Genomic DNA, 21,103 nt, shown 5'->3' with positions numbered 1-21,103 from the left:
GCATGCCCGAACGAGAGCACCGCGAGCAGAAGTCGCAGGGCCTGTCTGACGATCTGTTCGCGAATCTTCCCGAGCCGCTTCATCAGGCGCCGGCAGCGAACTCCGCACCCCCCACGCCCGGCTCGCGCCGAGCGATGCGCGAGCAGACGCAGCAGGCTCGCAGGACCTCGCATGTGGAGAATGCCTCTGCCGCACCACGGGCGGACTCTGGTGACGCACTCCCTGCGGAGGACGCTCCCGTTCCGACTCCAGCGGCAGGAGACAAGCCCGCCGCCACACTCGACGACCTCTTCGCTGCCGAAGACGACGACGGCACGGGATCCGGCGGCAAACGTCGCAAGAAGCGCCGCACAGGCTGTCTCGTTGCGCTGATCATCGTGTTGGCACTGATCGGCGGCGCCGTCGGTGCGGGGTTCTGGGTGATGAACACCTACGGCGATCAGATCAGGGATGTCATGGGATGGGGTCCGCCCGCAGACTGGGAGGCGGGGCTCGCCACCGGCGAAGCGACCGTCACGATTCGCGAGGGCGACACCGGATCCAACGTTTCGACGGCGCTCTTCGAGGCCGGTGTGACACGGACCGACGGCGTCTTCTACGACTACCTCGTCGATGAGAACATCGCATTCACGTTCTACCCCGGCGTATACACACTGCAGCAGAAGATGACGGCAGCGGCCGCTCTCGAGGCTCTTCAGGATCCCGCGAACAAGTCTGAGAACACCGTGGCCATCGCAGAGGGCGGCACAGTCGATTCCTCGCTTCCGCTCATCTCCGAGGGAGTCGGCATTCCTCTCGAAGAGCTACAGGCCGCCGTCGCCGACCCGAGCGTCTATGGCGTGGCAGCTGCGGATCTCGAAGGCTGGCTCTTCCCCGCCGTGTATACCTTCGACCCGGAAGCGACCGCCACGCAGGTGATCGCCCGCATGGTCGATCGCACCCGCGAGTCGCTCAGCGCGGCCGGCGTGGCCGCAGGCGACGAGCAGCGGATCCTCACCATCGCGTCGGTCATCCAGCGAGAAGGTCGAACGGATGACTTCGCCAAGGTCTCACGCGTCATTCAGAACCGTCTCGACGACGGAATGAAGCTGCAGATGGACTCCACGTCGCAGTACGGCTACGGCGAACTTCACGCCGGTGTGCTGAGCACCTCTGAGGAGGCGCAGTTCGACGACAACCCGTGGAACACCTACGTCCATGAAGGGCTGCCGATCGGCCCGATCGCCAGCCCCAGCGACGCGGCTACCGAGGCTGCGATGCACCCGGCAGACGGCCCATGGCTGTATTTCGTGACGATCAACCCGCACACCGGAGAGACCGTCTTCTCCACCACCTACGAAGAGCACCAGGCTGCCATCAAGGAGTGGCATCAGTGGTGTCAGGCGAACCCCGACGAGGGATGCTGACGCCATGACGCGTCACCGTCTCGAGGTCTGGGGCGATCCGATCGAGCACAGCAGATCGCCGGCACTGCACGCCGCGGCCTATCATGCGCTCGGACTGGACTGGCAGTACGGGCGAAGGCAGGTGAGCGCCGAGCGTTTCAGCGGCGAATTGAGCGCACTCGATGCGACCTGGCGAGGACTGTCTCTGACGATGCCGCTGAAAGAAGCTGCCTTTGCGGCATCCTCTTCGCGTGACCGCCATGCCGAACTGACCGGTGCGGTGAACACCATGCTGCTGGGCCCAGAGTCGCAGGGGTTCAACACCGATGTCGGCGGCATCCTCGATGCGTTGGCAGAGAACGCAATCGCGGAGTTCGCGGCCGTGCGCATTCTGGGAGCCGGGGCCACAGCGGCTTCCGCGCTCGTTGCGGCATCTGAATGCGGCGCGTCCCGAGTCGAGGTGCGCGCACGACGCCCCGAGCGTGCAGAAGGACTCAGGGCGCTGGGGGAGCGGCTAGGGGTGCGGGTCGAGGTCACCGGGCTCGACACCACCGGACCAGCGGTCGATCTGACAATCGCGACCCTGCCCTCTGGCACTGTTCTCGATGCCTCCGTGAGCGCCGCACTCGCTGAGTCCGGCGGCGATCTCTTCGAGGTGGCATACGAGCCCTGGCCCTCTGCATTGGCCGACGCATGGCACGGCGGACGGGTCGTCTCCGGCTCCGAGATGCTGCTGCATCAGGCGCTCCGTCAGGTGCGGGTGTTCCTGCATGGCGACCCGTTGCGCCCGCTTGATGACGAAGCGCGAGTGCGTGACGAAATGCGATCCGCGTACGTGGGAGACTAGAGCAATGCTCCGCGTGCTCACAGCCGGCGAATCGCACGGCCCAGAACTCATCGCCGTCATGGAGGGTCTGCCCTCCGGCGTCCCGATCTCCTCCGAGGCGATCCAGGCCGACCTCGCTCGTCGAAAGCTCGGCTACGGCCGCGGCTCGCGGATGAAGTTCGAGCAGGACGAACTGACCATCTCCGGCGGCGTGCGCCACGGCAAGACGCTCGGCAGCCCGATCGCGCTGCGCATCGGCAACACGGAGTGGCCGAAGTGGATCGAGGTCATGAACCCCGAACCCGTCGAGATCACCGACAAGTCACGCGGTCGCTCTGCTCCGCTCACCAGGCCCCGGCCCGGGCACGCGGACCTCGTCGGCATGCAGAAGTACGACTTCGATGAGGCGCGTCCGATCCTCGAGCGGGCGAGTGCTCGTGAGACCGCTGCGCGCGTCGCGCTGGGCGCTGTCGCGCGCTCGTTCCTGAGCGAGCTGGGGATCCGACTGGTCAGCCACACGCTTTCGATCGGTCCGGTGCGCTCTCCCGAAGACGCCGCACTGCCGACTCCTGACGACGTCGATGCTCTCGATGCTGATCCGCTGCGGTGCTTCGACAGCGAGACGTCTGCGCGGATGGTCGAAGAGGTGGACGACGCTCGCAAGGCTGGCGACACGCTCGGCGGCGTCGTCGAGGTGCTCGCCTACGGACTTCCTCCTGGGCTCGGCTCGCATGTGCACTGGGACCGTCGCCTCGACGCGCGTCTCGCACAGGCGCTGATGAGCATTCAGGCGATCAAGGGCGTCGAGGTCGGCGATGGCTTCGAGACGACCCGTCGTCGCGGCTCGGCCGCGCACGATGAGCTCTTCGTCACGGACGACGGCATCACCCGCGCATCCGATCGCGCCGGCGGTACGGAGGGCGGCATGTCCACCGGCACCGTCCTGCGCGTTCGCGCCGGTATGAAGCCGATCGCGACCGTCCCGCACGCGCTGCGCACGATCGACACCGCAACCGGCGAGGCGGCGAACGCACATCACCAGCGCTCCGACGTCTGCGCAGTTCCGGCCGCTGGCGTCGTCGCTGAAGCGATGGTCGCCGTCGAACTCGCGCGCGCCGTGCTCGAGAAGTTCGGTGGCGACAGCATCCGCGAGACGCGCCGCAACCTCAAGGGCTACCTCAACGCGATCCCCGCTGAGCTGCGTACGGCGCCCGCGTCGGAGGCTGCGCTGATCGCTCTCGATGCGCAGCTCTGACGCGCTGACGCTTGTGCTCGTCGGCCCGATGGGCGCGGGCAAGACCAGCGTCGGTCGCCGGGTGGCGAAGCATCTCGGAGTGGACTTCATCGACACGGACAAGCGGATCGCGTCTGAACATGGCGCGATCGCAGAGCTCTTCATCGAACGCGGCGAGGAGCAGTTCCGTGAACTCGAACGCCGAGCGGTGGCGGCGGCTCTCCTCGAGAACGGCGTCATCTCGCTGGGCGGCGGCGCGGTGGTGAGTGCGCAGACGCGGGAACTCCTGCGGCAGCATCCGGTCGTCTTTCTCGATGTCACCGCGGATGCCGTCGCGCACCGGGTTCGCGGCAGCGCACGACCGCTTCTCGCGGGTGACGATGACCCGCTCGTGCGTTGGAAGCAGATCTACGAACAGCGCCGTGGCTGGTACGACGAGGTCGCGAATGTGACCTTCGACACTTCTCACAGGCCGATGCAGCGCATCGCGAGTGAGATCGCGGCATGGAGGAGAGAGCAATCATGAGCAGCACCACGATCAGCGTGACCGGTCAGGCGTCCTACGACATCACGGTCGGTCGGAACATCCTCGACCAGGTTTCGAGCGCGCTGGACCCAGCGGTCCGAAAGATCCTCATCGTTCATCCTCCGACGCTCGCCGCACGAGCTGCGGAGCTTCGGGACCGGCTGCTGGCCGATACCGCCAATGCGGGGCGCGAAGTGATGCTCGCTGAGGTGCCAGACGCAGAGCAGGGCAAGCGCATCGAGGTCGCCGCATTCTGCTGGCAGGTCATGGGTCAGTCCGACTTCACCCGCACCGATGCGGTGATCGGCTACGGCGGCGGATCGGTCACAGACCTGGCGGGCTTCGTCGCAGCGACCTGGCTGCGCGGCGTGCAGGTCGTCCAGATCCCCACCACGGTGCTGGGATTGGTCGATGCATCTGTTGGCGGCAAGACCGGAGTGAACACCGCGGAAGGCAAGAACCTCGTCGGCGCCTTCTGGGCGCCGCGAGCGGTCATCGGCGATCTCGATGAGCTCGGCAGTCTCAGTGCCAACGAGGCGACCGCCGGCTACGCCGAAGTGGTCAAGGCCGGCTTCATCTGGGCGCCGGAGATCCTCGACATCATCGAAGCCGACCCATCCCGCGCAGTCGACACGACGACCGATGAGTTCCGCCGCACGGTCGAGCTCGCGATCCAGATGAAGGCGACGGTGGTCTCGGAGGACTTCCGTGAAGCAGGTCAGCGCGAGATCCTCAACTACGGGCACACGCTCGGACACGCTATCGAGCACGCCGAGCGCTACCAGTGGCGACATGGCGCGGCGATCTCGATCGGCATGATGTACGCGGCAGAGCTCTCCCGTCTTGCGGGGCGGCTCTCGGATGCCGCGGTCGATCGGCACCGCTCCATCTTCGAGTCCCTGGGGCTGCCGACCACGTACCGTGCCGGGGCGTGGTCGCAGCTGCTGGCGTCCATGCAGCGCGACAAGAAGAGCCGTGGGGGGATGCTGCGTTTCATCGTCCTCGACGACATCGCCAAGCCGACGGTGCTGCAGGCGCCGGACGAATCGTTGCTGTTCGCCGCGTATCAGGAGATCGGCGCATGAGCCGGCGTCTGCTGCTCGTCAACGGGCCGAACCTGAACCTCCTCGGCATCCGGGATCCCGCAACATACGGCACCTCGACACTCGCCGACGTCGAGAAGATCACGTCGGATGCCGCCGCGCAGGTCGGCTTCGACCTGCGCACGATCCAGAGCAATCACGAGGGCGTGCTCATCGACGCGATCCACGCGGCGCGCGAAGACTGCGCAGGCATCGTGATCAATCCCGGTGGGTTGACCCACACCTCGGTGGCATTGCGCGATGCGCTCACCGGAGTGTCGTTGCCGTTCGCTGAAGTGCACATCTCGGACGTCAATGCGCGCGAGGAATTCCGACGCTTCTCGTACCTCCACGATGTCGCCGCCGTGCGAGTGATCGGCGAGGGCGTGACGGGATACGCGACCGCCGTCGCACGGCTCGCTCCACTCATCCCGTAGAATCGACAGTCGACCACACACTTCGACAGGCTCAGTGAGCGGTCTCTCCTTCAACGAAACGGAACTCTCTCGAATGGCATCCACCGCAGACATCAAGAACGGCGTCGTCCTCAATCTCGACGGACAGCTCTGGACCGTTGTGGAGTTCCAGCACGTCAAGCCCGGCAAGGGCGGCGCCTTCGTGCGCACCAAGTTGAAGAACGTCGTCACCGGACGCACCAACGACAAGACCTTCAACGCCGGCGCGAAGGTCGACATCGAGAACGTCGACCGTCGTGACTTCACGTACCTCTACGCCGATGGCGACGGCTATGTGTTCATGGACACCACCGACTTCGACCAGCTCACGCTGAGCGATGTCGTCGTCGGCGACGCGAAGAACTTCCTCCTCGAGAACACTCAGGTCACGATCGCGCTCAACAACGGCAACCCGCTGTACATCGAGCTGCCCACGTCCGTCATCCTCGAGGTGACGTACTCCGAGCCCGGCCTCCAGGGCGACCGTTCGTCCGCGGGCACCAAGCCCGCAACAGTCGAGACCGGCTACGAGATGCAGGTGCCGCTGTTCGTTGAGACGGGCACCAAGATCAAGGTCGACACTCGCACGGGCGACTACCTCGGCCGCGAGAAGTAAGGCGTGAGCGCTCGGACGAAGGCGCGCAAACGCGCACTCGACATTCTCTTCTCCTCGGATGTCCGTGGAGATGAGATCGCTGTCACCCTTGCGGCAGAGGCCAAACGGGCCGCGAGCGAGCCCGCTCGTGAGGCATCTTGGCTCTACGCCCGCGAGATCATCGATGGAATCATCGATCACCGCGATGACATCGACGAGAGCATCGTGACCCACAGTCGCGACTGGAAGCTCGAGCGCATGCCCGCTGTTGACCGTGCGCTGCTGCGGATGGGCGCGTGGGAGATCCTCTACAACGACGAGGTACCGACCGCGGTCGCAATCGATGAGGCCGTCGAGCTCGCCAAGGAGTTCTCCACTGATGACTCCGGTGCATTCGTGCACGGAGTGCTCGCCAGAGTCGCACGCGCAAGCTGACTGATCGGTTGTCGGTGGTTCGCGGGAGGATCCCGGTATGCCCGCCCCGCTGATAGATCTGTCTGCGCTGCGGCGGTTCACGGACGCCGGCAGTTTCGATCGCGGGCGCGCCTATGCCCGCGACGGCATGGTGCGTCGCTCCCGGTGGAATGAGGACTTCTCGGTGCTCGCAGCGGATGTGCGCGGTTCTGCGCAGTCCGATTATCACTGCGTCATCCGTGTCGCGCCGGGTCGCGAGACCGCTGTGGTCGCCTCGACGTCCTGCAGCTGCCCTGTGCGCTCGGGCTGCAAGCACATCGTCGCGGCCATCCTGGTGAGCAACGCCGAGGTCGAGGCTGCGCCGCCTGCCTCGGCGACTGCCACCGGTTCAGAGGTTCCGGGTCACCCGAGCTGGCGGACGCTGCTTGAATCGTCGCCTCCGCGCCGCAGCGCGGTGTCGTTGGCGCTCGGGATCGAGGTGCGCCATCGCGAGGGCAAGGGCGTGCATCAGTGGGCGCCTCGTCCGATGCGCACGGCGACCGTGCGCGACGTCGTCAAAGGCGGGGGTGAGCTTCTGCTCGGCATGCGTCCGCTCATGCGCAGCCAGTCCACCGGCGCGTGGATCCAGGGACAGGCTTCCTGGGATGCGATCCGTCGTCCAGGTTCGCAGTTCCGCCCCGAACAGGTGCGCTGGTTCGCTGACCTCCTGAGCATCGCCCGCGAGTCGCTGCTGTCGGGAACAGCGGGGGACTGGCTCATCCTCGATCATGTGCAGTCGGCTCTGCTCTGGCCGCACCTGCGTGCGGCCACCGGGCTGGGTGTTCCACTCGTGTCCGCTCAGAAGAGCTTCCAGGTGGGGATCGCCTCGGCAGGTTCGGTCGCCGCGCAGGTCGAGCGCAGCGGAGAAGATCTTTCGATCACCGCCGATGTCGTTCTCGACGATCGGTCTGCGGATGTTGCGCATGTGCGCACGATCGGACACACCGGCATCTACGTCGTCGAACCCGTCGGCGCCAGAGCAACCGTGACTCTTGCGGAGGTTCCATTGAGCCCCGTCGTGCACGCGCTGCTCACGGCGCGGGCGACACTCGTCGTTCCTGCCGCCGAGGAGGCCGCCTTCCTTCATGATGCGTACCCGGCGCTTGCGCGACGCGTGCCAGTGCACACGGTCGGGGCAGTAGAGCTTCCGGTCATGCCGGTGCCGGTTCCCACCCTCGTGGTGGCGCACCATCCGCGGGATCGCATCGACTACGCATTCGAGTGGACCTACCAGGGGTACGGCAGGTATCCGCTCACCGCGACATCCGACGCCGTGCGCGATGATATGCGCGAGCAGTCCGGCCGTGACGAGCTCGAGCAGACCTGGGAGCGCGTGACGGGAACGCCGTTCGAGGCGACCGGCACGCTCCATGAGGTCGATGCCGCAGAATTCGTCACGCACATCGTGCCGGCCTTGCAGGAGCAGGGCGTATCGGTGGTGCGAACAGGCAAAGCGAAGAACTATCACGAGCTCAGCGGTGCCCCCGAGATCACTGTCTCCACGGTCGAGAGCGCTGATCCGGACTGGTTCGACCTCGGCATCCTCGTCAAGATCGATGGCCGCAGCATCCCTTTCGCCCCGCTGTTCACTGCTCTGAGCATGCGGCGCACGAAGCTGCTGCTGGTCGACGGAAGCTACTTCTCACTTGCGCACCCGGCGCTTGATGCGCTGCGGGAACTCATCGATGAGGCCACTGACCTCACCGAGTGGGAGACGGCGCCGCGCATCAGCCGGTACCAGACCGATCTCTGGGAAGAGTTCGAAGACCTCGCTGACGAAGCGATTCCGGCGACAACGTGGCGCGCGACCGCCGAGGGACTGCGCGATGTGACCGGAGTGCCGCCCACGGCGGTTCCCGATTCTCTGCAGGCTGAGCTCCGCACGTATCAGAAGGCCGGCTTCGACTGGCTCGCTTTCCTCTGGGAACATCGCCTCGGCGGCATCCTCGCTGATGACATGGGACTCGGCAAGACGATCCAGTTGCTCACTCTGATGCTGCACGCACGCGCGACGGGGGAGAAGCGACCGTTTCTCGTCGTCGTGCCCACCTCGGTGCAGGCAACCTGGCAAGACGAGGCGGCGAGGTTCGCGCCATCGCTGAGCGTGCACGTGGTCGACGGGACACTGGCGCGACGCCGATCCTCAGTCGAAGAGCTTGCTCGCGACGTCGACATCGTGGTCGCCTCGTACACCCTCGTGCGACTCGACGCCGAAGAATACGCGTCGACCGAGTGGGCTGTGCTCGTGCTCGACGAAGCGCAGTTCGTGAAGAACGCCTCGACGAAACAGCACAGAGCGGTGGCATCCATCCCCGCGCGCGTGACGTTCGCCGTGACGGGAACGCCGCTGGAGAACAGTCTCAGCGACCTATGGGCGCTGCTGAAGCTGACCGCCCCCGGGCTGTTCGCCTCCGCCCGGAAGTTCCGTCAGGACTACATTCAGCCGATCGAGAAGGGAAAGGTGCCTGAGAACGAAGAGGGCAGCGAGTACCGCCAGCGACGGCTCGAACGGTTGCGTCGCCGGATTCGTCCTCTGATGCTGCGCCGCACCAAGGAGCTCGTGGCCACCGACCTCCCGGAGAAGCAGGAGCAGCTCCTGCACGTCGAGCTCAGCGCACCCCATCGCGTCCTGTACGACACCGTGCTGCAGCGCGAGCGGCAGAAAGTGCTCGGTCTCCTGCAGGACCTTGATCGGAACAGGTTCATCGTGTTCCGCTCTCTCACGATGCTGCGCATGCTCAGTCTCGCCCCCGGACTGGTCGACGAAGCGGATGCGCATGTCGGTTCGCGAAAGATCGACACCCTCATCGAGCGGGTGATCGAACTGCACGCCGAGGGGCATCGTGCGCTGGTCTTCAGCCAGTTCACCTCGTTCCTCAAGATTGCCGCGGACAGACTGCAGCAGGCCGGCATTCCGTTCGCGTATCTCGATGGCTCCACTCGCAATCGTCGTCAGGTGATCGACGGGTTCCGCAAGGGCGAGCAGCCGGTGTTCCTCATCAGCCTCAAATCAGGCGGCTTCGGTCTCACACTCACAGAGGCCGATTACGTCTTCATGCTCGATCCCTGGTGGAATCCTGCCGCAGAAGCGCAGGCTATCGATCGCACGCATCGCATCGGACAGCACCGGCCGGTCATGGTCTATCGGATGATCTCCACCGGCACGATCGAAGAGAAGGTGCTGGCCCTTCAACAGCGCAAAGCCCGTCTGTTCACCGCGGTGATGGACGATGAGGCGCTCTTCGCGCAATCGCTGACCGCCGACGACATCCGTGGACTGTTCGAGGGGTGAGGGCATTTACCCGGCCCCGCTCAGTCGGCTCCGGGAGCCCCACGGGTAGAATCGTGAGGTCCACAGCAGGAGGAGCGCAATGCGGATCACAGGACTCGGCCACGCCGGGATGTTCATCGAGACACTCGGCGGAAACATCATCTGCGACCCCGTCATGGGTCCGTCGTTCTTCGGCTCCTGGTTCCCGTTCCCCGACAACCGCGGACTCGATTGGGAGAAGCTCGGTCGTGAGGCCGATTTCCTGTACATCTCCCACCGGCACCGCGATCACTTCGACCCGAAGCTTCTGCAGCGCTTCATCCGCCGCGATATCGAAGTCCTGCTGCCGGAGTACCCCATCGATGACCTCGAGCAGGACATTCGGGCTCTCGGCTACACGAACATCACCTACGCTCCGGCCGGAGAAGTGATCGAACGCGGCGAGCTGAAGATCATGATCACACCGCTGCGCGCCCCCAGCGACGGTCCGATCGGCGACTCATCGCTGAGCGTCGATGACGGCACAGCGTCGGTCCTCAACCAGAATGACTCGCACCCTCTCGATCTCGAGCGGCTTCTGAGCTTCGGCAAGCCGGATGCGTACTTCACGCAGACCTCCGGAGCGATCTGGTGGCCGATGGTCTACGACCTCCCTCAGGAGGCCAAACAGAACTTCGCACGTCTCAAGCGCGATGCGCAGAACAAGCGCGCGATGTACTACGTCGAGAAGGTCGATGCGCCACTGGTGCTCCCGATGGCAGGCCCTCCGATGTTCCTGCGTGATGAGCTGTTCCAGTACAACGGATACGGCCAGCAGGACGATTCGATCTTCACCGATCAGAAGCAGTTCATCACGCACATGAACGAGCTCGCCCCGCAGTACGACGGACGCCTGTTCGTTCCGGGTACCGTCGTGACGCTCGAAAACGGTGAACTGGTCTCGATCGAGCAGACGCTGTACACGCAGGACGAGATCGACAGCATCTTCGACGACAAGTGGACCTACCTTGAGGCCCAGCGCGCCAGTCGCCAGCAGGAGATCCGCGACGAAGTCGCCGAACGAGCCGAACCGCTGCCAGCAGAAGAGATCCTCGCCGCGCTCAAGGCGTGGTGGGAGCCGCTGCTGAAGAAGTCCCGCACCATCCGTCTCGGTGTGGGCGGTTGCGTGCGCTTCCGCATCGGCGATCTCGATATGGTCGTCGACTTCCCCAAGGCCAAGGTGCGTGAATACGCGGGGGAGGAGTGCATCTACTGGTACACGATCCCCGCTGACCTCGTCTCCACGAACATCCGCGATCACGAGATCGACTGGTCCAACTCGATCTTCCTGTCGATGCAGTTCTCGGTAGGACGAAGCGGCAAGTTCAATGAGTTCCTCACCACGTTCCTCAAGTGCCTGTCGGTGGATCGCATCGAGTACGTCGAGAACTGGTACTCCGAGCAGACCGACCAGACCGAGGATGCTCAGGTCGGCGATTGGATCGTGCAGCGTCGTTGCCCGCACCTGCGTGCTGACCTGACGAAGACCGGCAAGGTCGACGACGATGGCGTGCTCACGTGCAGCATGCACGACTGGAAGTGGGATCTGAAGACGGGCAAGTGCCTGACGACCACCGGTCACGAGATCCGCGCCGAGCACTGCCCGGTCACCGAGGACGCACTGCGGCTGGACGCCTGAGACTCAGCAGTCCGCCATATCCGCCGAAACCGGTAGAGTGGGCACGCAAGCAACCTTTAACACCGTCCAGAGAGGCGGAGAAGGGAGCGGCTGATGAACGCACGCACTGTGCTGCAGCAAGCCGATATCTCGCGGGCTCTGACCCGCATCGCCCATGAGATCCTCGAATCGAACAAGGGTCCGGCCGATCTGGTGCTGTTGGGCATCCCGACACGCGGCGTCGCTCTGGCTGCACGTCTGGGAGCGCTGATCACTTCGATCACGCAGACCGAGATCCCCGTCGGATCTCTCGACGTCACGCTGTTCCGGGATGACCTCGCGCAGCATCCGACGCGCTCTCCGCAGCCCACCGAGATCCCCTCTGGCGGCATCGACGGAAGAACTGTCGTCCTCGTCGACGATGTGCTCTTCTCCGGGCGCAGCATCCGTGCCGCCCTCGATGCCATTCAGTCGATCGGGCGGCCCGCGGTGGTGCGGCTGGCGATCCTCGTCGATCGCGGCCACCGCGAGCTGCCGATCCGCCCCGACTTCGTCGGCAAGAACATCCCCTCGGCACGCACCGAGCGCGTCAACGTCCGTCTCAGCGAGAACGACGGCATCGATGAGGTGACGATCGGCGAATGAGACACCTTCTCGATACCAAGACACTCGATCGCACCACCGCGCTGCGCATCCTCGACGTCGCTGAAGACATGTCGGACACGCAGTCCCGCGAAGTCAAGAAGCTCCCCACACTTCGCGGCAAGACCGTCGTGAACCTCTTCTTCGAGGACTCCACGCGCACGCGCATCTCATTCGAAGCGGCCGCCAAGCGCCTCTCGGCCGACGTCATCAACTTCGCAGCCAAGGGGTCGAGCGTCTCCAAGGGTGAGAGCCTCAAGGACACCGCACAGACGCTGCAGGCGATGGGGGCGGATGCCGTGGTCATCCGCCACTCGGCCTCCGGTGCTCCCCGCACACTTGCGACGAGCGGGTGGATCTCCGCCGGCGTCGTGAACGCAGGCGATGGCACCCACGAGCATCCGACGCAGGCTCTGCTGGACGCCTTCACGATCCGTAAACGTCGCTTCGGCGCAGAGAGCCGCGGGCGCGACCTGTCGGGTGTGCGCGTCGTGATCGTCGGCGATGTGCTGCACTCCCGTGTCGCCCGATCGAATGTCTGGCTGCTGGACACTCTCGGGGCTGAAGTGACTCTGGTCTCCCCGCCGACGCTGATCCCGCAGAACATCTCGCAGTGGCCGGTGCGGGTCAAGTACTCGCTCGACGATGCGCTTGCCGATGGGCCGGATGCTGTCATGATGCTGCGCATTCAGCTCGAAAGGATGAACGCCGCATATTTCCCCAGTGAGCGGGAGTATTCCCGCACGTGGGGATTGGACGCCGTGCGCGCGGCGGCCCTGCCGGACGATAGCATTGTGATGCACCCCGGACCGATGAACCGTGGGCTCGAGATCTCGTCCGAAGCTGCGGATTCACCGCGATCGACAGTACTCGAGCAGGTCACCAATGGTGTGTCCGTGCGGATGGCTGTGCTGTACCTGCTGCTGGCAGGAGAACGTATCGAAGAACGAGGGAGAGACCTGTGAGCGAGACCCTCGTGATCACCGGAGCGCGGATGCTCGGCGAGAACACCGCAGATATTCGCGTCGAAAACGGGATCATCACCGAACTCGGCACCGGAGTCAGCCGCACCGGCGCTCGTGTCATCGACGCCGACGGACTCGTCGCACTGCCGGGTCTCGTCGATCTGCACACGCACCTGCGCGAGCCGGGCTACGAAGCATCCGAAACCATCCTGACCGGCACCAGAGCCGCTGCAGCCGGCGGATTCACCGCTGTCTTCGCGATGCCCAACACCGAGCCGGTTGCCGATTCCGCCGGCGTCGTCGAGCAGGAGCTCGCCCTCGGTGAAGCAGCTGGATACGCCACGGTGCAGCCGATCGGGGCCGTCACCATCGGCCAGCGGGGCGAACGCCTCGCCGAGCTCGGCGCCATGGCGAATTCGCGCGCCAAGGTGCGGGTGTTCAGCGATGACGGATTCTGCGTCTTCGATCCACTGATCATGCGCCGTGCGCTGGAGTACGTGAAGTCCTTCGGCGGAGTCATCGCTCAGCACGCGCAAGACCCCAGGCTCACCGAAGGCGCCCAGATGAACGAGGGCACCGTGTCGGCTGAGCTGGGGCTTACCGGCTGGCCAGCCGTCGCCGAGGAGTCGATCATCGCTCGCGACGTTCTGCTCGCCGAGCACGTCGGCTCCCGGTTGCACGTCTGCCACCTCTCGACCGCCGGCTCGGTTGACATCATCCGCTGGGCGAAGAAGCGGGGCGTCAATGTCACGGCTGAGGTGACCCCGCACCACCTGCTGCTGACCGATGAGCTCGTTCGCGGATACGACGCACGCTACAAGGTGAACCCGCCGCTGCGCCGCGAAGAGGATGTGCTCGCCGTGCGCGAGGGCCTCGCCGACGGAACCATCGACATCGTCGCGACCGACCACGCGCCGCACCCTTCCGAGAACAAAGCCTGCGAATGGCAGGCGGCGGCCAACGGCATGGTGGGGCTCGAGAGCGCCCTGCGGGTCGTGCACCAGGCGATGGTTCAGACAGGTCAGCTCGACTGGGCGGATGTCGCACGCGTGATGAGCACCGCGCCCGCGCGCATCGGAATGATCGCCGGACACGGCACGCCGCTCGCGGTGGGACAGCCGGCCCAGATCACGCTGTACGACCAGAGCGTCGCGGGGGAGTTCACCGCCGCGGATCTGCATGGCCGCAGCCAGAACTCGCCGTACCTGGGCCGTGAACTCCCCGGTCGCGTGCAGTGGACGATCCATCACGGCGTCGTCACCGTGGCAGATGGCGAAGTCGTACCGGAGCTGACCCGATGAGCATGCGCGATATCGCCGTCGCCATCACCATCGCTCTCGCCGTGATCGCACTGCTGGCGATGCTGTTCGCTTGGCGGCGACGTCTGCGGCGAGACTCGGTATACACGGCGCCCCTCGGGGTGCCAGAGCACGCCGAGGTCGCCAGCCGCTACGAGGTGCTGTACGTGTCGACAACCCGTCACGACCAGCCGCTCGAGCGACTCGCGATCAAGCCTCTGGCCTACCGGGCCCGTGGCGAGCTCGCAGTGACCGACCGCGGGATCGCCCTGTGCCTTGACGGGTCGCCGACAGTCTTCCTCTCGAAGGACAGACTTGAAGGGGCCGACCGAGCCACCGTCACGATCGATCGGGTGGTCGAGCCCGGCGGTCTCATCCGAATCGCGTGGCGCGCGGATGCTGACACCATTGTCGATTCCTATCTGCGCAGCGCCACCAGCACCCCCGACACTGTTATCTCAGAACTGCGGCGGCTCATCCCCGCACACGACTCAGGAGCCATGTCTTGACCAGCTCACCCGCATTGACACCCGCCGTTCTCGTCCTCGAAGACGGCACCCGCTACGCAGGCCGTGCATACGGCGCAGTCGGCACGACGATTGGTGAAGTCGTCTTCGCCACGGGAATGTCGGGCTACCAGGAGACCATCACCGACCCGTCCTACGCGGGGCAGATCGTTCTGCAGACGGCACCGCACATCGGCAACACCGGCATGAACGATGAAGACCCCGAGTCGGATCGCATCTGGGTTGCCGGCTACATCGTGCGCGACCCCTCACGCGTCGTCTCCAATTGGCGCGCGAATGCTTCACTGGACGACGTACTCGTCCAGGACGGCATCGTCGGCATCAGCGGGATCGACACCCGTGCGGTCACCCGCCACATCCGTTCGGCCGGTTCCATGCGCGGCGGTATCTTCTCGGGCGACGCAGCAGCACTCGACGACGCTGAACAGCTTCGACTCGTCCACGAAGCACCCGAGATGAGTGGCCAGAACCTCTCCGCGCAGGTCTCGGTCGACGTCGCCACCATCACCACCGCGATCGGGGAGCGCATCGGCAACCTCGCGGTGCTCGATCTCGGCGTCAAGCAGGCCACGATCGACAACCTCGCCGCTCGCGGTTTCGAGGTCCACGTGCTGCCGCAGCGCTCCACGATCGATGACATTCGCGCGATCGACCCCGTTGCCGTCTTCTACTCGAACGGTCCAGGCGACCCGTCGGCATCCGATGACCACGTCGCGATTCTTCGCGCAGTGCTTGACGAAGGCCTGCCGTTCTTCGGCATCTGCTTCGGCAACCAGCTGCTCGGGCGGGCGCTCGGTCTCGGCACCTACAAGCTGCCATTCGGCCACCGTGGTATCAATCAGCCCGTGCTCGACAAGACCACCGGCAAGGTTGAGATCACCGCACACAACCACGGCTTCGCTGTGGATGCGCCGCTGGAGGGCACCTTCGACAGCCCGAACGGCTACGGCAAGGTGGAGGTCAGCCACATCGGTTTGAACGACAACGTCGTCGAGGGGCTGCGCGCCCTCGAGATCCCGGCCTTCTCGGTGCAGTACCACCCTGAGGCCGCAGCCGGTCCGCACGACGCCAACTATCTTTTCGACCGCTTCGCAGAGCTGGTCATCTCCACGCAGAAGGGCGCCAAGTAATGCCAAAGCGCAGCGACATCAACTCCGTCCTCGTCATCGGCTCCGGCCCGATCGTCATCGGTCAGGCCTGCGAGTTCGACTACTCCGGCACCCAGGCGTGCCGCGTGCTGCGCGAAGAGGGCGTGCGCGTCATTCTCGTGAACTCCAACCCCGCCACGATCATGACCGACCCCGACTTCGCCGACGCGACCTACATCGAGCCCATCACCTGGCAGGTCATCGAGACGATCATCGCCAAGGAGAAGCCCGACGCCATCCTGCCGACCCTCGGCGGGCAGACGGCGCTGAATGCGGCGATCGAACTCCACAACCACGGCATCCTCGAGAAGTACGACATCGAACTCATCGGCGCGAACTTCGAGGCGATCAACAAGGGCGAAGACCGCCAGATCTTCAAGCAGCTCGTCCTCGAGGCAGGCGCTGATGTTGCGGCATCCGTCATCTGTCACACCATGGACGAACTCATTGCCGGCGCCGAGACGCTCGGCTACCCGCTCGTCGTGCGCCCGAGCTTCACCATGGGCGGGCTCGGCTCGGGCTTCGCCTACGACGAGGAAGACCTCCGCCGCATCGGCGGGGCAGGTCTGCACGACTCACCCACCACCGAAGTGCTCCTCGAGGAATCAATCCTCGGCTGGAAGGAGTACGAGCTCGAGCTCATGCGCGACACGGCCGACAACACGGTCGTCGTCTGCTCGATCGAGAACGTCGACCCTGTCGGTGTGCACACCGGCGACTCGATCACGGTCGCTCCGGCTCTCACGCTCACCGACCGCGAGTACCAGAAGATGCGCGACATCGGCATCGACATCATCCGTGCGGTCGGCGTCGACACCGGTGGCTGCAACATCCAGTTCGCAGTCGACCCGAGCAACGGCCGGATCATCGTCATCGAGATGAACCCGCGCGTCTCGCGTTCGAGCGCACTGGCATCGAAGGCGACCGGATTCCCCATCGCCAAGCTCGCAGCCAAGCTCGCGCTGGGCTACACGCTCGACGAGATCCCGAACGACATCACCGGTGTGACCCCGGCGAGCTTCGAGCCGACCCTCGACTACGTCGTGGTGAAGGTTCCGCGCTTCGCGTTCGAGAAGTTCCCCGCAGCAGACGCGACTCTGACGACGACCATGAAGTCCGTCGGCGAGGCCATGGCGATCGGTCGCAACTACTCGACCGCTCTGCAGAAGGCGCTGCGTTCACTCGAGAAGCGCGGTTCGAGCTTCCACTGGGGTGAAGAGAGCCGTTCTCTGGAAGAGCTGCTCGAGGTCTCGAAGACCCCGACGGACGGCCGCATCGTCGTGTTGCAGCAGGCGCTGCGCAAGGGCGCGACGATCGAGCAGGCGTTCGATGCGACCGCGATCGATCCGTGGTTCATCGACCAGATCGTCCTCATCAACGAAGTCGCAGAGACCGTCCGCACCGCGAGCGAGTTCGATGCCGACATCATCCACCACGCGAAGGAGCACGGCTTCTCCGACGCCCAGCTCGCGCAGCTGCGCGGCATCACCGAGGCGGAGGTCCGCGGCGTCCGCCACGGACTCGGCATCCGCCCGGTGTACAAGACGGTCGACACGTGCGCGGGCGAGTTCCCCGCACTGACCCCGTATCACTACTCGAGCTACGACTTCGAGACGGAAGTCGCACCCTCAGACCGCACCAAGGTCGTCATCATCGGATCGGGTCCGAACCGCATCGGTCAGGGCGTCGAGTTCGACTACTCGTGCGTGCACGCGTCCTTCGCGCTGTCGGATGCCGGGTACGAAACGGTCATGGTCAACTGCAACCCCGAGACCGTCTCGACCGACTACGACACCTCGGACCGGCTGTACTTCGAGCCGCTGACTCTTGAGGACGTCCTCGAGGTGCTCGATGCAGAGGCCGCCAGCGGCACGATCCTCGGTGTCGTCTGCCAGCTCGGCGGACAGACGCCGCTGGGACTTGCGAAGGGCATCGAGGCTGCGGGATACCCCGTGCTCGGCACGAGCCCTGAGGCCATCGATATCGCAGAGGAGCGCGAGCTCTTCTCGCAGCTGCTGAGTCGCGCTGACCTGGTCGCACCGCGTCACGGCACGGCGATCGACGTCGACGAAGCGGTGACCATCGCAGAAGACATCGGCTACCCGGTGCTCGTGCGCCCGAGCTTCGTGCTCGGCGGGCGCGGCATGGAGATCGTCTACGACACACCGAGCCTGCGCGACTACTTCGTGCGTACCGCCGGTGAGGTCATCGTCGGGCCCGGTACCCCGCTGCTGGTCGACCGCTTCCTCGACGACGCGATCGAGCTGGACGTCGACGCGCTCTACGACGGCGAAGAGCTGTACATCGGCGGAGTCATGGAGCACCTCGAAGAGGCCGGCATCCACTCCGGTGACTCGAGCTGCACCCTGCCGCCGATCTCACTGGGCCGCAGTGACGTCGACCGCATTCGGGTGGCAACGCTCGCGATCGCCGAGGGCGTCGGAGTGCGCGGACTGCTGAATGTGCAGTTCGCCATCAGCGCCGGTGTTCTCTATGTCATCGAGGCGAACCCTCGCGCCAGCCGCACCGTTCCGTTCGTGTCGAAGGCCCTGGGGATCCCGATGGCCAAGGCCGCCAGCCGCATCATGGTCGGCGCCACGATCGCTGAGCTGAAGGAAGAGGGGATGCTCCCGGCATCCGACGGCTCGCGTGTTCCGCTGGGTGCACCTGTGTCGGTCAAGGAAGCAGTGCTGCCCTTCAAGCGCTTCCGCACCAAGGACGGCAAGATCGTCGACTCGGTCCTCGGCCCCGAGATGCGCTCGACCGGAGAGGTCATGGGCATCGACAAGGACTTCCCGACCGCGTTCGCGAAGAGCCAGGCCGCAGCCTACGGCGGCATGCCGACCTCGGGCACCGTGTTCATCTCGGTCGCAGACGCCGACAAGCGCGCAGTGATCCTGCCGGCCCACCGCCTGCAGCAGCTCGGGTTCACGCTCGTTGCCACCGAGGGCACCGCTGAGATCCTCTCTCGCAACGGCATCGCGGTCACCGTGGTCGCCAAGTACAGCGAGACGCAGCAGGATGGCGGCGAGAACATCGTCGATCTCATCAACAACGGCCAGGTCGACATCGTGGTGAACACCCCGTCCGGCGGCGCAGCACGTGCCGACGGATACGAGATCCGCGCGGCGGCCGTTGCGGCCGATAAGGCGCTGTTCACGACCATGGCGGTGCTCGGCGCCGCGGTGAGCGGTATGGACGCGGCCGACACCGGCTTCGACGTGCGCAGCCTGCAGGAGTATGCACTCGACCGACAGGCGGCTCTGTGACCGAAGAGGGCGCCGGTTCCCGGTTCGGTGAGCGCGTCCGGCACGCGCTCACCGAATACGGCCCGCTCTGCGTCGGTGTCGACCCGCATGCCGCTCTTCTGCACGCGTGGGGACTGGAAGAGTCGGCGTCCGGCGTGCGTCAGTTCGGCCTGCGCACAGTGGATGCCGCGGCTGGTCGCGTCGGATTCGTGAAGCCGCAGGTGTCGTTCTTCGAGCGCTTCGGCTCGGCGGGTTTCGCGGCTCTTGAGGACGTTCTGGATGCTGCGCGGAGGAGCGACCTCATCGTGATCGCCGACGCGAAGCGCGGCGATATCGGAACGACCATGAATGCGTATGCTGCGGCCTGGCTCACTCCGGGTTCGCCGCTGGAGGCCGACGCATTGACCGTCAGCCCCTACCTCGGTGTCGGCGCTCTCGACGGCACCTTCTCGCTGGCAGAGTCACACGGCAAGGGCGTGTTCGTGCTCGCCGCCACCAGCAACCCCGAAGCACTGGGCGTGCAACGCTCTCAGACGGCACAATCGCAGACGGTTTCTGCGCAGATCGTCGCAGAGGTCAGCGCCCGCAATGCAGCCAGCACGCCTGCAGGGCAGTGGGGGAGTCTCGGCTTCGTCATCGGAGCCACGGTGGACTGGACAGACGCGGGGCTCACCCCATTCGCCCCGGCCGCCCCGATCCTCGGCCCTGGTTTCGGCGCACAGGGCGCTGAGCCCGCCGATCTGCAGCTGCGCTTCGGCGCAGCATCCCCTGCGGTGATCGCGTCTGAGAGCCGGAGCATCCTCTCGGCTGGCCCCGATGGCCTGGCATCGGCAATCGACGCACGCGTCGCTGACTACCGGAAGGCTCTCGATGTCTGAACGAACCGTGCCAGAAGTGGACCGTGCCGCTGCCGCACGTCGCGCGGTCGAACGTCGGCGCGCACGCGCGTCGCTCAAGCGTGACCTCACGATGCGCGTCATCACCCCGCAGGCCGCCGCGGCTCACGCCTTCGAAGACGCTGACTCTGTCGCCGGCTCCATGCGGATCACGGATTTCCTGGTCGCTCTTCCCGCGATCGGCGTGGGAAAGCGCGACCGCATCCTCGCTGACCTCGAAATCGCTCCGGTCAAACGCCTCGGCGGTCTCGGAGTGCGCCAGCGCGCGAGCCTCACCCGCTGGCTCGACGAGCGCTTTCCCCAGCCCGTACCTCGCACAGGTCGCAGCCGGCTGCTCGTCCTCGCCGGCCCCACCGCCGTCGGCAAGGGCACCGTCGCCGCGCACATCCGAGCGAATCATCCCGAGATCCATCTTTCGGTATCTGCGACGACACGACCGCCGCGACCCGGTGAGATCGACGGAGTGCACTACTACTTCGTCGACGACCGAGAGTTCGATCGGCTGATCGCAGACGGGCAGCTGCTCGAGTACGCGGTCGTCCACAACAAGTCTCGCTACGGCACTCCTCGCGCACCGATCGACGCAGCCCTCGCCGAGGGAAAGACCGTGCTGCTCGAGATCGACCTGCAGGGTGCCAGGCAGGTGCGCGCGGCTGAGCCATCGGCAACTCTCATCTTCCTGCTCCCGCCGTCATGGGATGAACTGGTGCAGCGTCTGATCGGGCGAGGCACCGAAGATGAAGAAGAACGCACCCGCCGCCTGCGCACCGCGAAGGGCGAATTGGCTGCTCAGAGCGAGTTCGATTACCGCATTGTGAACGAGGACGTCGCCGCAGCAGCGCGCGAGGTCGTAGAATTGTCTGAGGCGACCGCACGCTGAACCCTTTCGCGTGCC

General features: G+C 65.5%; 18 protein-coding genes. All 18 read left to right on the top strand.

What is annotated here, in order from left to right; translation table 11 throughout:
• The first annotated feature begins 2 nt into the window (after nt 1–2).
• The 18 genes from mltG to gmk all read left to right on the top strand — a co-directional run bounded on the left by mltG (nt 3) and on the right by gmk (nt 21,088).
• The gene (gene mltG, locus ACN0RC_RS11770; protein ID WP_417511925.1) at nt 3–1,406 is read left to right on the top strand and encodes an endolytic transglycosylase MltG; all 1,404 of its coding nucleotides are present in this window, start codon (nt 3–5) and stop codon (nt 1,404–1,406) included.
• 4 nt (nt 1,407–1,410) lie between these two features.
• Nucleotides 1,411–2,232 carry a shikimate dehydrogenase gene (locus ACN0RC_RS11765; RefSeq protein ID WP_417511923.1) on the top strand — a complete coding sequence of 274 codons (822 nt, stop codon included), beginning with the start codon at nt 1,411–1,413 and terminating at the stop codon, nt 2,230–2,232.
• A 4-nt stretch (nt 2,233–2,236) separates the two neighbouring features.
• Nucleotides 2,237–3,466: a chorismate synthase gene (gene aroC / locus ACN0RC_RS11760; protein ID WP_417511921.1), complete on the top strand. Its 1,230-nt coding sequence runs from the start codon at nt 2,237–2,239 to the stop codon at nt 3,464–3,466.
• The gene (locus ACN0RC_RS11755) at nt 3,453–3,971 is read left to right on the top strand and encodes a shikimate kinase (protein ID WP_417511919.1); all 519 of its coding nucleotides are present in this window, start codon (nt 3,453–3,455) and stop codon (nt 3,969–3,971) included. The genes aroC and ACN0RC_RS11755 overlap by 14 nt, the downstream gene beginning before the upstream one ends.
• Complete coding sequence (gene aroB, locus ACN0RC_RS11750; protein ID WP_417511917.1) at nt 3,968–5,056, top strand: 3-dehydroquinate synthase; 1,089 nt, start codon at nt 3,968–3,970, stop codon at nt 5,054–5,056. Before ACN0RC_RS11755 ends, aroB begins: the two co-directional genes overlap by 4 nt.
• Nucleotides 5,053–5,490 (top strand): type II 3-dehydroquinate dehydratase, encoded by a 438-nt coding sequence (locus ACN0RC_RS11745; protein WP_417511915.1) that lies wholly within the window; start codon nt 5,053–5,055, stop codon nt 5,488–5,490. The genes aroB and ACN0RC_RS11745 overlap by 4 nt, the downstream gene beginning before the upstream one ends.
• Before the next feature lie 73 nt (nt 5,491–5,563).
• On the top strand, nt 5,564–6,124 hold the full coding sequence (efp, locus tag ACN0RC_RS11740) for an elongation factor P (RefSeq protein WP_417512101.1): 561 nt from the start codon (nt 5,564–5,566) through the stop codon (nt 6,122–6,124).
• 3 nt (nt 6,125–6,127) lie between these two features.
• Nucleotides 6,128–6,538, top strand: a complete 411-nt coding sequence (gene nusB / locus ACN0RC_RS11735; protein WP_417511913.1) for a transcription antitermination factor NusB — start codon at nt 6,128–6,130, stop codon at nt 6,536–6,538.
• A 37-nt stretch (nt 6,539–6,575) separates the two neighbouring features.
• Complete coding sequence (locus ACN0RC_RS11730; protein ID WP_417511911.1) at nt 6,576–9,848, top strand: SNF2-related protein; 3,273 nt, start codon at nt 6,576–6,578, stop codon at nt 9,846–9,848.
• 79 nt (nt 9,849–9,927) lie between these two features.
• On the top strand, nt 9,928–11,505 hold the full coding sequence (locus tag ACN0RC_RS11725) for a Rieske 2Fe-2S domain-containing protein (RefSeq protein WP_417511909.1): 1,578 nt from the start codon (nt 9,928–9,930) through the stop codon (nt 11,503–11,505).
• Between the two features lie 93 nt (nt 11,506–11,598).
• Nucleotides 11,599–12,129 carry a bifunctional pyr operon transcriptional regulator/uracil phosphoribosyltransferase PyrR gene (pyrR, locus tag ACN0RC_RS11720; RefSeq protein ID WP_417511907.1) on the top strand — a complete coding sequence of 177 codons (531 nt, stop codon included), beginning with the start codon at nt 11,599–11,601 and terminating at the stop codon, nt 12,127–12,129.
• The gene (locus ACN0RC_RS11715) at nt 12,126–13,091 is read left to right on the top strand and encodes an aspartate carbamoyltransferase catalytic subunit (protein ID WP_417511905.1); all 966 of its coding nucleotides are present in this window, start codon (nt 12,126–12,128) and stop codon (nt 13,089–13,091) included. The genes pyrR and ACN0RC_RS11715 overlap by 4 nt, the downstream gene beginning before the upstream one ends.
• The gene (locus ACN0RC_RS11710; RefSeq protein WP_417511903.1) at nt 13,088–14,392 is read left to right on the top strand and encodes a dihydroorotase; all 1,305 of its coding nucleotides are present in this window, start codon (nt 13,088–13,090) and stop codon (nt 14,390–14,392) included. The genes ACN0RC_RS11715 and ACN0RC_RS11710 overlap by 4 nt, the downstream gene beginning before the upstream one ends.
• Nucleotides 14,389–14,898 carry a hypothetical protein gene (locus ACN0RC_RS11705; RefSeq protein ID WP_417511901.1) on the top strand — a complete coding sequence of 170 codons (510 nt, stop codon included), beginning with the start codon at nt 14,389–14,391 and terminating at the stop codon, nt 14,896–14,898. The genes ACN0RC_RS11710 and ACN0RC_RS11705 overlap by 4 nt, the downstream gene beginning before the upstream one ends.
• Nucleotides 14,895–16,046, top strand: a complete 1,152-nt coding sequence (gene carA / locus ACN0RC_RS11700) for a glutamine-hydrolyzing carbamoyl-phosphate synthase small subunit (protein WP_417511899.1) — start codon at nt 14,895–14,897, stop codon at nt 16,044–16,046. The genes ACN0RC_RS11705 and carA overlap by 4 nt, the downstream gene beginning before the upstream one ends.
• A complete protein-coding gene (gene carB / locus ACN0RC_RS11695) occupies nt 16,046–19,333 on the top strand; it encodes a carbamoyl-phosphate synthase large subunit (protein WP_417511897.1) in 3,288 nt (1,095 codons plus the stop codon). Before carA ends, carB begins: the two co-directional genes overlap by 1 nt.
• Nucleotides 19,330–20,190, top strand: coding sequence for an orotidine-5'-phosphate decarboxylase (pyrF, locus tag ACN0RC_RS11690; RefSeq protein ID WP_417511895.1), 861 nt, complete (start codon nt 19,330–19,332; stop codon nt 20,188–20,190). Before carB ends, pyrF begins: the two co-directional genes overlap by 4 nt.
• The gene (gmk, locus tag ACN0RC_RS11685) at nt 20,183–21,088 is read left to right on the top strand and encodes a guanylate kinase (RefSeq protein WP_417511893.1); all 906 of its coding nucleotides are present in this window, start codon (nt 20,183–20,185) and stop codon (nt 21,086–21,088) included. The genes pyrF and gmk overlap by 8 nt, the downstream gene beginning before the upstream one ends.
• The last annotated feature ends 15 nt before the right edge of the window (nt 21,089–21,103 follow it).

The sequence above is a fragment of the Microbacterium sp. genome (genome assembly GCF_048259935.1).
Taxonomy (GTDB): domain Bacteria; phylum Actinomycetota; class Actinomycetes; order Actinomycetales; family Microbacteriaceae; genus Microbacterium.
The sequence above is the reverse complement of the archived record's forward strand: the minus strand, read 5'-3'. Positions and strand labels throughout refer to the sequence as shown.

What these genes read in the sequence shown, in the direction of transcription:
- mltG (WP_417511925.1), top strand. Translation starts at nt 3, where the DNA reads ATGCCCGAACGAGAGCACCGCGAGCAGAAGTCGCAGGGCCTGTCTGAC.
- ACN0RC_RS11765 (WP_417511923.1), top strand. Translation starts at nt 1,411, where the DNA reads ATGACGCGTCACCGTCTCGAGGTCTGGGGCGATCCGATCGAGCACAGC.
- aroC (WP_417511921.1), top strand. Translation starts at nt 2,237, where the DNA reads ATGCTCCGCGTGCTCACAGCCGGCGAATCGCACGGCCCAGAACTCATC.
- ACN0RC_RS11755 (WP_417511919.1), top strand. Translation starts at nt 3,453, where the DNA reads ATGCGCAGCTCTGACGCGCTGACGCTTGTGCTCGTCGGCCCGATGGGC.
- aroB (WP_417511917.1), top strand. Translation starts at nt 3,968, where the DNA reads ATGAGCAGCACCACGATCAGCGTGACCGGTCAGGCGTCCTACGACATC.
- ACN0RC_RS11745 (WP_417511915.1), top strand. Translation starts at nt 5,053, where the DNA reads ATGAGCCGGCGTCTGCTGCTCGTCAACGGGCCGAACCTGAACCTCCTC.
- efp (WP_417512101.1), top strand. Translation starts at nt 5,564, where the DNA reads ATGGCATCCACCGCAGACATCAAGAACGGCGTCGTCCTCAATCTCGAC.
- ACN0RC_RS11730 (WP_417511911.1), top strand. Translation starts at nt 6,576, where the DNA reads ATGCCCGCCCCGCTGATAGATCTGTCTGCGCTGCGGCGGTTCACGGAC.
- ACN0RC_RS11725 (WP_417511909.1), top strand. Translation starts at nt 9,928, where the DNA reads ATGCGGATCACAGGACTCGGCCACGCCGGGATGTTCATCGAGACACTC.
- pyrR (WP_417511907.1), top strand. Translation starts at nt 11,599, where the DNA reads ATGAACGCACGCACTGTGCTGCAGCAAGCCGATATCTCGCGGGCTCTG.
- ACN0RC_RS11715 (WP_417511905.1), top strand. Translation starts at nt 12,126, where the DNA reads ATGAGACACCTTCTCGATACCAAGACACTCGATCGCACCACCGCGCTG.
- ACN0RC_RS11705 (WP_417511901.1), top strand. Translation starts at nt 14,389, where the DNA reads ATGAGCATGCGCGATATCGCCGTCGCCATCACCATCGCTCTCGCCGTG.
- carB (WP_417511897.1), top strand. Translation starts at nt 16,046, where the DNA reads ATGCCAAAGCGCAGCGACATCAACTCCGTCCTCGTCATCGGCTCCGGC.
- gmk (WP_417511893.1), top strand. Translation starts at nt 20,183, where the DNA reads ATGTCTGAACGAACCGTGCCAGAAGTGGACCGTGCCGCTGCCGCACGT.